We start from the raw sequence: 13,473 nt of genomic DNA, 5'->3' as shown, positions 1-13,473 counted from the left end.
AGCCCTCCCTTAGGGTCACGGCGTGAGCGACCGGATACAGAAGATCGTGACGCGACTGCCCGACCTGAAGAGGGTCACCGAGGTATGGAACACGGCCGAGGGCAGGCTCACCCAAGGTGATGCCGAGTTCGTGGCCGATCTCGGCATTGCCCTGGCCAACCGATACGGTTCCTCCGCCGCTCAGATCTGGCAGTATCGCAGTGTTTTCGACCGTCTTCTCCGCCTGCTGACCATGGCTCCAGGTCCCGAACACGTCGAGCAGGCGGTGCGGCTCGTGTCCGCTGCCTCGCCCGGCAACCGGAAGCTGGCCCGCTACGCGGCTTCACTGCTCGCCGAGGGCCAGACACCACACGACCTGACCTTCGTCTTCGCAGGCGGCAGCTCACGCGCCGCAGCCTCGGAGGAGCTTCGGGTCTGCCTCGTCCACGAGATGGTGCTCAGAGGCATCACGATCGCGGAGTCGCCGGTGATCGAGGCGTGGGCGACGTCACCGCACTGGCGCCATCATCCGCTTGCCTGGCTGCCGCTGGAGCTGTCGGTGATCGAGGAGACGCCACCCCTGCCGAGTTACTCAGTGGGTGGGGGCAGCTACTCGATGCCTTACGGGCCCCAGGACGGCTCCGGTGTCACGCTGGGCAGCGTCAGGCACCTGCCGCAAGTGACCGATACAACGACGGAAAAATTCAGCGAGGCCGCTGCTGCAGCCGTGGCCAACTGGGCCAAGGAGTCCAATGGCCGCAGTGAAACGGGAACGTACGACCTGGCTGAGCCGGTCGAGACGGAGTGCCTTCCCGACCTGTTGGTGACGCTGGGCCTGGAGTGCCTGAACGGGGTAGGTCCGCGCAAACGCCTCGCCCTCTCCTCCTGCCAAGCGGAACACGCCTGGCGCATGCTTTTCGCGGCGGCATCGACCGGCGGTGCGTACAACAACGGTGAGTATGGCGCTTACGGGCGACTGGCCGCATGGCGTTCCGTCGGCAGCCTTTCCGGAGCATCCGTGGCAGCACCGTTCAGCGAAGTGGAACGAAACGCCCAGGCGTGCGACTGGTACAGCTTCGAGGCCGCCACAAAGTGGTTCGAGCTCGTGGCCTGGGACATAGGGCTGGTCTCCGTTGCCCCAGGGGCTCGACGAATCGCCGTCCTGGCCGCCACGGACACGGACTGATCCCGATGAGGAGCTTGGCTCACCCGTCAGTCTCCTGGGCTTTGTCGTTGTGGATCAGCTCGGTCATCTTCAGCAGGAGGCGGAAGTATGCAAATGCCTGGGGGAAGGCCCACGGATAGCCCAGTTGGGCAACGTGCCGACGTAGCTTCGGCAGGCACTTCGTGATGACGTTCTGTCGACCGATGTCAAGATCCCCGTCATTCGCGAGGTAGGTGGAGACGCAGCCGGCCAGCCACGTGTCCAGCTCGGCCAGGGCTCCCTTGCTGCCGGCCGGAACGTCGGGAAAGGGGGCTCGGTAGTGGGCGGCCCAAAGCCGCCCGACCTCGTTTAGTGTCGCCTGTTTCCCTTCGGGACCGGGCCATCTCCACCCGAGCAGGTAGCGAACCTCCACCTGGCACGGAGTCCGCCGGTGGCGTGCCTTGTCGACACGGCGGCGATCTGCGAACGACGCCACCTCCTGCAGCCACACTGTGCGGCTGGCCTCCAGCTTCTCCAGCGCGTGAAGCAGTGCCGTCTCGTCGTTCCTGAGGTCACCTGCCGTGCTCAGGTATGACCACGTTCCGTGAAATCCGAGTGGGCAGTAGCAGCCCACTGCGTCCCTCAAAGCTCGATAGCGCCTGCCGAAAGGGAGATCACAGTCACGAACCTGCCTGGCATACGCGCGGAAATTCATGCGCTGATCATCTCGCAGCCGACACTTGTCGGCGGTATGGCGCTGACGTTTTGAACTGCAAAAATACCGATTTAGATCGTCACGGCTACGGATACCAGGTGGTCGATGTCCAGACCGCGGGGTGCGTCGACGTAGGTGTTGCTGTAGGCGCTGTACCACCGGCCGCCGGAGAGTTCGCAGCCCGCGGCCTGCTCCGGCGCGGTGACCGCTTCGGCTTTGAGGACCTCGTTGCGAGTGTTGCAGCCGTCCCGGTCGGCATCGACCCAGTGCTTGAACGCGCTGCGCTGGTAGCCGGCGCGGTCATCTCCCGCGGCGGGCAGTGCGGCGAGGGCGTCGGCGAGCGGCATGGACAGGGTGTCGCCCTTGGCCCCGAGTGGGCCGTCGGCGTGCGAGGGGGTGATCAGTGCAGCGAGGGCAGCAGCGGCGGCCGCGAAGGCGGTGAGGATGCGCACGGGTGTCCTTCTGGAAGATCCGACGAGTCGTAACCTTCGTAACGGCGGTAGGGACGGGATGGCGGAGTATCCCGGCGGTGTTCACTCGTGGGCGTGGTAAATCAGACCACCGCAGCCGGGTCTGGCAGGCCGAGCGCGCAGCGGCCTTCCGGTGGGGCCGGCATACCGGCCTCATCCCTGCCCCCGACGCATCGTCCTAACGGCTCGTCTTCCTGGCAGCCAGCGAATTGTGCCGCGATTCGACGAGCATCGAAAACATGGCAGTGGACATGCCCGCGCGGAAGCATGTAGTGCGCAGCGCATCGACCAACGCTGTGGCACTTCATGGAGATAGGAGCTTTATAGCTATGCGGAACAGGGCGGGACGCAGTGTGGTTACGGCCGTTGCAGTGGGACTTTGTGCACTCGCGCTCACAACGGGGACAGCAGCTGCCGCGAACGGTCCCCTTGCGACTACTGGTGAGGCGCACTACAGCCCGGCTGGACCGTTGCAGTGCGGACACTTCACAGCCGATGGAGTCAGGATTCACAGCGCGCCAGGAACCGGCACCTCGGTCGTTGGGGTCGGTTACCAGGACGACTGCCTCGACTACAACAGCAGTGTGTTGAACGAGTGGGTAACGTGTCCTGACGGCAGGTCGCGCATCTGGTGGAACATCACCAACGAAGACACGGGCGTGACCGGCTGGGTCTCCGACTGCTACCTCACCCACTAGAGCAAAACCCAGCGCGGGACCTTCGGCCAGGAGGCTCGCCTGGCGAGCCCGCGCTGGTTTCAGGGGCCCCGACCAGACGGAGTAGCCGACAGTCGTCACGTCCAGGCAGCCGACGGTCGAGACACTGAACCGCTCCGAGTTTGATGGAGGCTCGATTCCCTGAGAGGATCGAGTCGGTGGGGACCAGCGGCAGGTGTGGGTGCTAACCAAGCGCGGACACGGCGAGGCGAAGCAGCTGCTGGAGCCGAAGGGCATACGGGTCTCGGTGCTGCGCAAGCAGGAGTGCGACCCGGACACCGGTCAGCTGCTGGGCACCGGCTACGACGACCACGCCGCTGTGGCGCAGGTTCTACCCGCCGACCGGCCGCGAGGGCCTGGTGCCCCTCGCGTTCGTCTTCGTGGACACCACCGAGGCGAAGGTCGCCAACACGGTCGCCGCCTTGGAGGAGGCTGGCCACCGCTACTGGGCGCCGCGCCGGTACGACTCCCTCTACGAGAAGGCCATCATCGCGCGGGACTACCGCCAGGCGGTGCCTGTCGTCGTCACCACCCTGGAGCAGCTCCAAGAGCACGGCGCGGACGCGGCGGTGTGGCGGCGGCTGGGACGCAAGGGCGAGCAGACGCTGACGGCCGCACTGGACAACCCCGACGGCGACGTCCTTTTCCCGAGCAGGAGGCCCGCGCCCAAGCGGCGGAGGAGCAGCGCCGCCTTGCTGAGCGGGAGGCGCAGCGTCCCGTGTGCAAGCGGTGCGGGCAGAAGTTCACCAACCAGCACTGGGAGGAGACCACCGCGCACCAGACGGCCTGGAACGCCGGGAACGTGTCTGTGTGCGGGACTTGCCACGCCAGCGACGTGGCCCGCAAGCAGGCTGCCGCCGAAGCGGCCGACGTCGCCCGCGCGGCCGCGGTCGCACAGGCGGAGCCGGACCCGGACGCCGCCCCGGAACCCGGTGGACTCCGGGGCCTGTTCCGCTGGCGGGCCTGACGCCGCCGGGCCCGGCCCGCCCGGCTGGATCCCCCTACCACGGCCAGCGCGGGCCGATAGGGTTTCCCGAACCCGTGACGTGTAGCCGCCCTGGAGGAGATTCCCGGTGACCGAGATCCCCCGAGCAGAACGCGCGCCGTACTTCGCGTGCACAGCGTGCGGGCTGATCGGGGAGCCGGATTCCGCGGACTTCACCCTCACCGCCGACCGCGAGCACGTCGACCGGACCCGGCCGATGACCGTGGGCTGCGGTTTCTGCCGCACGCACACCGAGATCGCCAGCACCGACGTCCTGGACCGCGACAGCGTGCACGCGTGTTCCCGCTGCGGGACCCGCACTGCCTGCCCGGCCGACGCCGACCGGGTCGTCTGCTGGGGTTGCGGCCTGAACGAGCCCGGACCTGCTTCCGTCGGGGCGTGCGCCACCTACCGGCGGGACGTTGAGCGTGGTGCTGATCAGTGGGCCGCCGCCCGGGTCCGCGTCGCCAAACAGGACGCACGCGCGCGTGGGACTCTGCCCGGCTGGGCTTCGTAGTCATCGGCCGACGACGGGCTCTGAGGATCTGTCACCCAGGCCGGTCCGGGCCCGGAAATTCCGCACCGATGTCAGTGGCAGTGGCGACACTTGATCCATGACGCTCGACCGTGCCGATGCGGCACCGCCCCTGCTGGTCCCCTCCGGATCGGCGTTCAACCCGATGGTGCTGGACCGGCGGATGCTGCTGCCCGTCCTCGACACCAACGCGCTGCTGGTTGAAGCCTGCGCCCTGGCCAAGCACGGCGGCCGACAGGACCGGGTCACCGCGCTGGCTGTCACCGGCCGTGCCACCCCGTACATCGCCGCGCACGTCCCCGGCGAAGTCGACGAACACCTGGCCAAAGTGGCCGCCGACCTCGAAGCGTCGGAGAGTCAGGCACGCCGTGTGCTCGATCAGCAGATCCTGCCCGCACTGCGAGTGGTCGACCTGGAGATCCGCGACCACCTGGCCCCGCAGACCCGGCACATCCTGCGAGTCGACCGGGAGATGCCGAAGCGGCACCGGGGCGATCCCGACGACGCGCCCACCATGGCGCTCGCGGAGTTCCTGGGGCCGTCCGTCATCGTCTCCAAGGACAGCGTCTTTTCCCGCTTCGGGTTCGCCGTCATCGACTGGATCCCCGTCACGGAGAGCGTGCTGCGCATGGCCGGCCTGGAGGCCACCGCCGCGAACGCGCTAGTACTCATCGACATCGCGTTCCAGCTGTTCGGTGCTGGCGTTCACCGCCTGGTTGTCCTCGCCGCGAACAACCCGCTGGCCGCGACGGCCGCTGTGGGCGGGCTGTTGTGGTGGTGCCACCGCCACGGTTACCTGACCCGCGACAACTGGCGACGCCGCCTGTCGCAGGCAGGGGGTGTAGCGAAGCCGCTGCTGGAGCTGGCGCAAGCCGGGATGACCGAGCACCGAACGCTCAGCGATTCGCTCCTGGTGGTGAAGCCCCCGGCCTATCCCACCAACGAGCAGCTCGCAGCCCGCTACCTCGCGCGCTGCGGCCGACCTCTGACGCCCGGCGAACTGCGCGACGTGCTCGCCCGACGCGGCCACACCATCTCCGCCGCACAGCTGAAGCGAGACATGCAGGCCCACGCCGCGTTCGTACGCGCACCTGGCGATCTGTGGTCCGTCGGCCGTCCGGTGCGGCAGACCACCTGACCCGGGCGCCCCCGAGCGAGAGGCTTGCCCGGGAGCCGGTGGCCCGGCTACGCCATGGCGGCGGCCACGGTCTCCAGGACGGCGCGCTGCTGCGGGTCAACGGGAACGTCGGCCTGGCGCAGCGAGCGAAGCGTGGATCCCTCGGCACAGCCTGCACAGCCCCATCAGCGGGAGCGGACCGGCCCCGATCAGGGTGTGCGAGGAAGCGCTCTCATAGACGGGCCGGCAGGTCGGCGCAGACAGCTCCAGGGCGTGCTGCTGGCTCTCCCGGGCGCGGCGGGTGTCCCCGAGGGTGGTGAAGGCGTGGCTGAGGTGGACGTGGTGCTTCTGCTCGCCGTACGTCAGCCACGTGTCCGACCGCTCGCCCTGGGGGAGCCGTTCCATGAGGGCGTCGGCGTCGGCAAGCGCCTGGCGGGCCTGTTCGCTCTGGTGGTTGAGGGCGAAGGCACGGGCGGCGACGGCGGCCGCCAGCACCGCGGCGGCGGTTGGCCGGGTGCTGGCGATGCGGCGGGCCTGTTCGGCGAGGTCGGCCGCTGCCTTTGGGGCGCCGTAGTTGAGCGGCACCATCGCCTCGCGGGCGAGGACCCAGGCGTGCAGCTGGGGGTCGCCGGATTCGGCGGCGGCCCGGGCGGCGGTGGCGAACCAGGCGCGGGACTCCCGGCGGCTGCCCAGGTCGTGTAAGACGATCGCGGTCATCCCGGCCATCTGCCCGGTCGTCCGGCACAGCCGCGCCCGTACTGGTGCGGGCTGAGGGACGGTGAGGAGCGGGCGCAGGGTCGTGAAGTCGGTGACCAGGTCGGCCAGGACGCGGGTGGGCGCTTGTCCGTGGTAGCCGTATCCGTAGCTTTCGGCTGCGGCCTCGAGGTCGGCCAGGTCCTGGGGAGTGTCGGGGGAGAGGGTCTGGTCGACGTCGGTCCGGGCGGCGGTGAGGGCGGCGAGGGCCGGGGCGGTGAGGCCGGCGGCGAGTGCGCCGCGCAGCAGGTTGCGTCGCTTCATCGGATCGTCTCCATGGTCGGGCTCCGTGCTGTGAACGGCGGTGTCCTCCCAGGGTTGCGCAGCAAGCCCCAGTAGGGCACCGGGAATGCGCAGTCCGCCGGCGATTCGCTCGACAGTCGTGAGGGCGGTGACAGCTGTGGTGCCCCGGGCGATCTGGCTGACCCGCTCGGCTTTGAGCGCGCACGCTTCGGCGATCCGGTTGAAGGAGATCCCCGCGTCGTGGGTCATGGCGAACACCGTGGTGAAGTCCCGCTCACGCAAGGCACGGACGAACGCGGGGTCGGTCAGCAGGCGGCGCGGCACTTGGGCGGGTGACGGCGGTAAGTCGTCCACAAGTCCCCCAGAACTCTCGTGGAATGACAGTGCGTCAGCCCAACGACCATACCCACCGTGGGGGCCCCATCACGGGGTTATCGCCCGCGTGGTTCGCGGCTGTACTGACGGTGTTCGCGGCCGCGGCTATCCAGAGCCCGGCCGCCCGATCAGGAGGAGGGTCCTCATGCAGAGTCCCGCCACGCCCCCGCCCGCCGTGCCGTCGACGGGCGGCCTGGTCCGCTCCCGTCGGCTGATCGTCGCCGCCCGGGGCCGCAACGCCATCCCCTCGGACGGCGGCGGCACCGGCAAGAGCGACGGCAACGACTGACGGACCGGGAGCCCTGACGCGATGACGCACACGTCCATCGCGGCGTGCCTGGGCGAGGACTTCCTCGCCCAGGCACTGCACCGCGAACACCGCCACGTACCCGACGCCCTCGACGTCGCCGGGATCATGACCTGGGACGACCTCAACCAGATCCTCGCCGCCCACCGCCTGGAACCGCCCCGGATGCGGCTGTCCCGCGACGGCGAGACCCTCCTGGTCGGCGGCTACACCACCCCGGTCGCCACCCGCCGCCACACCGTGTGGCACCGCCTCCACCCCGCCGAACTCCACGCCCGCCTGAAGGAGGGCGCCTCGCTCGCCCTGGACAGCGTCGACGAACTCCACCCGCCGATCGCCCGCCTCTGCGAAGCGATCGAGCGCGAGCTGCGCACCCGCGTGCAGGCGAACCTCTACGCCTCATGGAGTGCCACCGAGGGCTTCGGCGTCCACTGGGACGACCACGACACGATCGTGGTCCAGCTGGACGGCGCGAAGCGGTGGCGGATCTACGGCACCACCCGCCCGTTCCCGCTGTACCGCGACATCGAGGACCCGGGCGAGGCGCCCACCGAGCCGGTCGCCGACCTGGTCCTGTGGCCGGGCGACGTCCTGTACGTGCCGCGCGGCGTGTGGCACGCGGTCTCCGCCGACCAGGGCACCCGCTCCCTGCACGTCACCTGCGGCCTGCAGACCCACACCGCGACCGACCTGATGGCGTGGGTGTCCGAGCAACTGCTCACGCACGAGGACTGGAGGCGCGACCTGCCACTGCTCGCCGCACCGGACGTCCAGGCCGACGCCGTGGACGGGATGCGCAAGCGTCTCGCCGAACTGCTGGACGACCCCGAGCTGCTCGCCCGCTACCGGACGGCGATGGACGGGCAGGCCGTCGGCCGGATGGTGCCGAGCCTGCCGTACATCGACGGCATCCCGGCCGACGGTGGTCTGCGGGTGCGGCTGACGACCGCCCGCGCGGTGCTGGAGGTCGATGAGGACGCGGTGACGCTGTCCGCCGCCGGGAGCACGTTCGAGTTCGCGCCCGCGGCGGAGGCGGTGCTGCGCCCGTTGGTCGACGGCCGCACCGTGGACCTGGCCGCGCTCGCGGAAACAGCCGGCCTTGATGTTAAGGACATCGCCGGGCTGGTCCAGGAGCTCGTTGCCGGGCAGGCCGCGACGGTGGGGAGCCTGCTGTGACAGCGGAGCTCGCTCTGGGCACCTACCGGTGCCGGGCGATCCCGGAGGCGGCCGTCCGTGCGGCCGCCTCCGGCGCGCGGTGGATCGATACCGCCCCCAACTACGCCACCGGCCGCGCTCAGGACTTGCTGGCCCTGGCCCTGGCCGCCCACCCGGCCCTGCGGATCGCGACGAAGGCCGGGTACTTCACCGCGGCCACTGGTGCCGATGCCGTGAGCGCCGGTGTCCTCACCGAGGACCAGGCGGGTGGTTGGGCACAGCCTCGCCCCGCAGTACGTGCGCTGGCAGGTGGGCCGCAACCGCGCCCAGCTCGGGCGCGAGCGGCTGGACCTGGTCCTGCTGCACAACCCGGAGCGCGCGCACCCCGGCGACCGCCCGACCCTGCACCGCGCGATGCGGGAGGCGTTCGTCGTCCTCGAGGAAGCCGTGGCAGCCGGGAACGTGGCCGGGTACGGCATCGCCACGTGGGCGGGCCTGGAAGAAGAGGCGTTCACGGTGGGGGAACTGCTCGCCCTGGCCGCCGAAGCCGCGGGCGGCCGTCACCACCTGGTCGCGGTCCAGATGCCGGTCAGTCTGGTGATGATGACGCCGATCACGCAGGCCCTTCACGGCCGGGGCCCGCTCACGGCCGCAGCCGGGGCGGAGCTGCGGGTGATGGCCTCCGCTCCGCTGCACGGCGGCGAGCTCCCCGGCATCGTCGACCAGGAGCTCGCCGACCTCATCCGGCCGGGCCTGACCCCCGCACAGGCGTGCATCCTCGCCGTCGCGTCATGCCCAGGAGTGACAAACGTCCTTCTCGCCGCCTCCGGTGCGCCACACTGGAAGGAGGCGGCCGACGCCGTCGCCCAACCCTCCCTGACCGCCGCCAAGTTGCGGGAGATCACCGGTGTACTCGCCTCCCCCTGACCCGGACACCGAACAGCGCATGCGCTCCCGCCACGCCCGCGCCGCCCAGGCGCTGGACGTCCGAGTCGAGCCGGGCGGGGAGTTCTGGGGTTGGGCCGGGCGCACCCTGGGTGTCCCGGCCCGCACTGCCGTCGGCGCCCCGGTGTGGCTGCGGCTGGTGTCGGCTCCGGAGGACAAGGCGTCGGGGAAGCTGTGGGACGGAGCCCTCGACGCGCAGCACGTCTTCGGGGACCTCGACGGGCGCCGGCCCGCTCTCCTGGCTGTCCACGATGCCGTCGACGACGGCACCGCCTACCGGGCGGAACTGTCGGCCCGCGTCGACCAGCCGGTCCTGTCCGACGATCCGGTCCTCCAGTGCGACCTTCAGCTGCCGGACTCCTGGTGGGCCGACCTCGCCGGGACGCTGGAGAAGGTGTCGGCCGTCGACACCGACCGCGTCGCCGTACGGCCGCAGTACATGGACCGGGCGATCCCCGAGTTCTTGGGCATCCCGGCCCCGGCCGTGGCCCGCTCGACCGCCGCCCACTCCGACCTGCACTGGGCAAACCTCACCGCGGCGCCCCTGCAGCTTCTGGACTGGGAGGGCTGGGGGCGAGCTCCGGAGGGCTTCGACGCCGCCACGTTCTACGCCTACACGCTGCTCCAGGAGAACGTCGCCGCCCGCGTCCGCGCCGTCTTCCCCATCCTGGGCAGCCCGGCCGGCCTCGCCGCCGAAGCCACCGTGTGCGCCCAGCTGCTCCAGACGGTGGCACGCGGCGACAACCTCATCCTCGAAGACCAGCTCCGGAACTGGTCCGAGGAACTGCGCAGCCGCTGACTCGTGTGGCCTGTCCAGCCACCGTGCAGTCGCTGAGAGTCGGTTTCGCGAGCAGCCTGGGAGGGCGGGCCTCGCCCGTTACCGGAACCCAGCTCACGCGCACGCGAGGTTGTCGGGGATGTTGGTCATACCGCGTTGGGTGATCACATAGATTCCTGGTGCGGTCTGGACCGAGTCGAGCTTGAGCAGTTCGATGTCTACGTACGGTGGCCAGCTCGTTGAGGTCTCTGACCACCACAGCCCGTCCAGGTTGACCTCTGCCAGGTCCGCCCGGCGCAGGTCTGCACCGATGAAGTCATCCAGCAGGCTTAGGAGCGTCTCGTAGTCCGGGCGGAGCGTCTCGCTGAGGCCAAGGAGGGTGACGACCTCCGTAGTCAGGGCCCGCAGGAGGTCCTGAGCTCGCGCGAGAGCACCTTCCAGAGCCTGGGCGTAGTGCGCGCGACCGTGCGCTTCGACGTACTCGAGCACACACAGCAGGTCATGTGCACACAGGACAGCCTGAGGGGGAAGGGCTTCGACGTCGCAGTCGACAAGGAGCGCACGAGTGCAGTTGGTGGCCATCATCCGGTCGGTGTCGAACTGGTGAATCGGACCGGGGCCCTGCGGTTCGCGCTGGCTGCGGGCTTCCTCCTGCTGCGCCTGCTCCTGGGCGCGTGAGAGAGAGCGGACCGCCGCATGCGACAGATGCAGGGCGTGCGCGAGAGGAGACGTCCGCACAGCCAGGCGGGCCTCTACAGGCACCGCCTCAAGCCACGGTCCGGGGTCCTGGCCCGGCTGTGCTGAAGCGGTTTCAACCGGCACGAACCCGGGCGCGTCAAGGTTCCCTGCCAGAATGGCCGCTAGCCCCCCCGACAGATCCAGGACGTTTTCCAGCCCGGATTCGAGTTGCGCCTGATCCCTCTCCAGCGAGATCTCACGCAGGCCGGCCTTGAGGTCAAGAAGGTCTGCCAGCTCCGTGTCGAACCGCGTGTTCTGCTTCGCCCACGACTGCTCGAACAGGTCTGTCATCGGTCTTCACGCTCCTCACGCGGTGCCAGGCGGGCAGTAAGCATGAGGCGGGCCTTGCGGAGGCTGGAGCGTACGGTTTCAGGACTGATGCCCAACTCTTCGGCGATCTCCGTAGGCGAGTGACCGTCGTACTTCCAGGCCATGATCTGCCGCTGGCGGGGAGGGAGATCGGCCAGCAGTCGCAGGAGGTCCTGCTGCTGCTCCCATTCCGCAGCGGCGTCCGGTGAGGAAAGAAGCGGGGAAGGCTCTGGAACGTCCTCACAGAGATCCGCTTCGGCGCGGCTGAGATGCCGGATGAGTTCTCGGGATGCGACCCGCCGGGTCCAGGCAGGCGGGTTGCTGATCTCAGCCCACTTCCGGAACGCCGTGAGCATGGTGTCCTGGGCGATCTCCGCCGCTATCGAGAGACGCGCTCCCTGCCTGATGAGGAAACCGACCAGCTTGGGTGTGAACTCCAGGTAGAAGGCCTCGAATTCTTCGGTGGAGGGGAAGCTGGAGGCGCTCTGGGCCGGCTGTGCCGTGCCCATGGCTTCCCGCGGCTCACGATCACTCATGCTCGCTGCTCCCGTTCACGACCAGACGAAGCCGGGTTCCGTCCCCACACTGTCCGTCGAACCGCCCTCCCCGGGGGAGGGCCTGAGCGATACCAACGAGGTAGGCACCGCGCGCCTGCTCTTGCCGCACGCGCCAGCGAAGGCGAAGCCACAAGGCCAACGGGCCGGTGGCAAGGCTTCCGACCAGGCCCAGAGTTGTGAAGTCCATATTAGGTAGAGGGCTTTGAGACGGCGAGCGTGAACTGCTCCCGCAGATTGATTGGCAGGTCGGACGTGCCCCGCTCGGACTGCGCCCGCGTATGCGACGGAAAAGCACCCACCCGGGAGCCCCTGCGAGCGCCCACCGAGCCGCCGTGGTCGGGGCGACCACGGCCCGACCAACAGGCCGACCACGACTCCCGCCCGCACCGCCCACAGCCCGACCACGGCTGCTCAGCGCGGTGCGCCGCGATCTACTACGGCGGGCGCGGTGATCGGATCCATCCCGGTATAGCCGACGCGGACCACAAGGGGGCGCGCTTCGACGTAAGGCGTCCGGGACCTGACCATGAGGCCGACCGCGCTGGTCCGCACCCGATCTGCGCCAGGGGCGAGCGTGTCCGAAGTGACACGCAATTCGAACAAGCGATCTAATGCCTATATGGACGTGACCGACTTCCCCGACGACCTGGTGCAGACGCAAGCCGCCTGGAACGCCACCTACCATGCACTCGCCGCACCCCGCCCCCGCGACACCACCGCCCTGCGCCGCCGCCTGCTGCACCTGTCCGTCCGGCTGTGGTGGCACCCCTACTGGGAGACCGTCCCCTCGGCGCCGGCGCCGGCGCCGGCGCCGGCGCCGGCGGCACGCTCCGAGCTGCGCCACCTCGCCCGCGCTCACGGAGCCGTCCGGGCTGCGTGACCGGCCGTCCCGGTCGACCAGGAGCACGGGGGTTGCGCCAGGTGTTGCGCCTGTCTGTTGCGATGGGTGTTGCGGCAAGGGTTGCGGTAGGTGTTGCGCGGCCCGCAGGACCGTCCCCGTGTCCGTGCAGGTCACCACGCGGTTTTGCCGTGGTCGGCCTGCTGACATCCCCGTTGCGGCTGCTCTGCCCATGTCTCTTGGCTGGTGTGAAGGAGGAAGGGACGGGCGGGATGGGCGTCCCCGGTTGCGGCCGGGGATCGGGGCGCGCTCAGCCGGTTGCGCGTCGGCCGGGCCGCCGCGCCGCACCCGACGTCGACCCTGCGGCCGGGCCGGGACGGAAGTCGCCGGCACCCTGGCGCTGTCCTCCGGGCGCTGAGCCCCGCCAAGGGGTGAGGCGGGAAACTCCCGCCGGAGGAGGCACCGCTGTGATGGTTCGACTCGTGGGCGGCCCGCTCGCCGGGCGCGAGCTGGAGGCCCCCGACGCCCCGTGGTCCGGGGACTGGCTCACGGCCGGTGCCGCCGACTGGGGCCTGTACGTCCCGGTGCACCGCGACCCGGCGACCGGCACCGTCCTGGCGGAGGTCCGGGTCAACCATCCCGCGCTGCCGGTAGTGGCCCGCCGACGCAGTGACGCACGAGATCCCCGTCCTCTGGGCCAGCGGGGGGCCTTCGCGGGTTTCTGGTGAAGCGGGTGGCAGTTTCTGCCTTGGCGGATGGCTCCCGTGCCGGGGACCCACGGATTCAGCGCTGCGCCGTCTGAACCCCACCTACT

Annotated in this window: 15 protein-coding genes; 10 read left to right on the top strand and 5 right to left on the bottom strand. The window is 69.8% G+C overall.

Features of this window, described 5'->3' with window-relative positions; genetic code table 11:
• Nucleotides 1–22 precede the first annotated feature (22 nt).
• Nucleotides 23–1,165: a DUF6183 family protein gene (locus QFZ64_RS00130; RefSeq protein ID WP_307061007.1), complete on the top strand. Its 1,143-nt coding sequence runs from the start codon at nt 23–25 to the stop codon at nt 1,163–1,165.
• Nucleotides 1,166–1,184: 19 nt separating this feature from the next.
• Here QFZ64_RS00130 and QFZ64_RS00125 read toward each other — a convergent pair whose 3' ends face one another.
• Nucleotides 1,185–1,838, bottom strand: coding sequence for a hypothetical protein (locus tag QFZ64_RS00125; RefSeq protein WP_307061005.1), 654 nt, complete (start codon nt 1,836–1,838; stop codon nt 1,185–1,187).
• A gap of 71 nt (nt 1,839–1,909) precedes the next feature.
• Nucleotides 1,910–2,290: a hypothetical protein gene (locus QFZ64_RS00120; RefSeq protein ID WP_307061004.1), complete on the bottom strand. Its 381-nt coding sequence runs from the start codon at nt 2,288–2,290 to the stop codon at nt 1,910–1,912.
• Between the two features lie 1,452 nt (nt 2,291–3,742).
• On the opposite strand from QFZ64_RS00120, the gene QFZ64_RS00115 reads away from it, so the two are divergent.
• The 3 genes from QFZ64_RS00115 to QFZ64_RS00105 all read left to right on the top strand — a co-directional run bounded on the left by QFZ64_RS00115 (nt 3,743) and on the right by QFZ64_RS00105 (nt 5,682).
• Nucleotides 3,743–3,991: a hypothetical protein gene (locus tag QFZ64_RS00115; RefSeq protein ID WP_307061002.1), complete on the top strand. Its 249-nt coding sequence runs from the start codon at nt 3,743–3,745 to the stop codon at nt 3,989–3,991.
• 106 nt (nt 3,992–4,097) lie between these two features.
• The gene (locus tag QFZ64_RS00110) at nt 4,098–4,526 is read left to right on the top strand and encodes a hypothetical protein (RefSeq protein WP_307061000.1); all 429 of its coding nucleotides are present in this window, start codon (nt 4,098–4,100) and stop codon (nt 4,524–4,526) included.
• Between the two features lie 97 nt (nt 4,527–4,623).
• Complete coding sequence (locus QFZ64_RS00105; protein ID WP_307060998.1) at nt 4,624–5,682, top strand: hypothetical protein; 1,059 nt, start codon at nt 4,624–4,626, stop codon at nt 5,680–5,682.
• A 96-nt stretch (nt 5,683–5,778) separates the two neighbouring features.
• On the opposite strand, the gene QFZ64_RS00100 is transcribed toward QFZ64_RS00105, so the two are convergent.
• Nucleotides 5,779–6,981 (bottom strand): hypothetical protein, encoded by a 1,203-nt coding sequence (locus tag QFZ64_RS00100; RefSeq protein ID WP_307060996.1) that lies wholly within the window; start codon nt 6,979–6,981, stop codon nt 5,779–5,781.
• Nucleotides 6,982–7,177: 196 nt separating this feature from the next.
• Here QFZ64_RS00100 and QFZ64_RS00095 point away from each other — a divergent pair, with 196 nt between their 5' ends.
• The 4 genes from QFZ64_RS00095 to QFZ64_RS00080 all read left to right on the top strand — a co-directional run bounded on the left by QFZ64_RS00095 (nt 7,178) and on the right by QFZ64_RS00080 (nt 10,238).
• The gene (locus QFZ64_RS00095; protein ID WP_167357511.1) at nt 7,178–7,321 is read left to right on the top strand and encodes a hypothetical protein; all 144 of its coding nucleotides are present in this window, start codon (nt 7,178–7,180) and stop codon (nt 7,319–7,321) included.
• A gap of 21 nt (nt 7,322–7,342) precedes the next feature.
• Nucleotides 7,343–8,515: a cupin domain-containing protein gene (locus QFZ64_RS00090; RefSeq protein ID WP_307060994.1), complete on the top strand. Its 1,173-nt coding sequence runs from the start codon at nt 7,343–7,345 to the stop codon at nt 8,513–8,515.
• Between the two features lie 246 nt (nt 8,516–8,761).
• Nucleotides 8,762–9,421: an aldo/keto reductase gene (locus QFZ64_RS00085; protein WP_307060992.1), complete on the top strand. Its 660-nt coding sequence runs from the start codon at nt 8,762–8,764 to the stop codon at nt 9,419–9,421.
• Nucleotides 9,422–9,440: 19 nt separating this feature from the next.
• Entirely contained in the window at nt 9,441–10,238 is a 798-nt protein-coding gene (locus tag QFZ64_RS00080; protein WP_307060990.1) for a hypothetical protein, read from the top strand.
• 93 nt (nt 10,239–10,331) lie between these two features.
• On the opposite strand, the gene QFZ64_RS00075 is transcribed toward QFZ64_RS00080, so the two are convergent.
• Entirely contained in the window at nt 10,332–11,246 is a 915-nt protein-coding gene (locus QFZ64_RS00075) for a hypothetical protein (protein WP_307060988.1), read from the bottom strand.
• Nucleotides 11,243–11,800 carry an RNA polymerase sigma factor gene (locus QFZ64_RS00070; protein ID WP_307060986.1) on the bottom strand — a complete coding sequence of 186 codons (558 nt, stop codon included), beginning with the start codon at nt 11,798–11,800 and terminating at the stop codon, nt 11,243–11,245. The genes QFZ64_RS00075 and QFZ64_RS00070 overlap by 4 nt, the downstream gene beginning before the upstream one ends.
• A gap of 640 nt (nt 11,801–12,440) precedes the next feature.
• On the opposite strand from QFZ64_RS00070, the gene QFZ64_RS00065 reads away from it, so the two are divergent.
• Nucleotides 12,441–12,701 carry a hypothetical protein gene (locus QFZ64_RS00065; RefSeq protein ID WP_307061718.1) on the top strand — a complete coding sequence of 87 codons (261 nt, stop codon included), beginning with the start codon at nt 12,441–12,443 and terminating at the stop codon, nt 12,699–12,701.
• A gap of 428 nt (nt 12,702–13,129) precedes the next feature.
• A complete protein-coding gene (locus QFZ64_RS00060; RefSeq protein ID WP_307060984.1) occupies nt 13,130–13,387 on the top strand; it encodes a hypothetical protein in 258 nt (85 codons plus the stop codon).
• Nucleotides 13,388–13,473 lie beyond the last annotated feature (86 nt).

The organism is Streptomyces sp. B3I8 (assembly GCF_030816915.1).
Classification (GTDB): domain Bacteria; phylum Actinomycetota; class Actinomycetes; order Streptomycetales; family Streptomycetaceae; genus Streptomyces.
The sequence above is the reverse complement of the archived record's forward strand: the minus strand, read 5'-3'. Positions and strand labels throughout refer to the sequence as shown.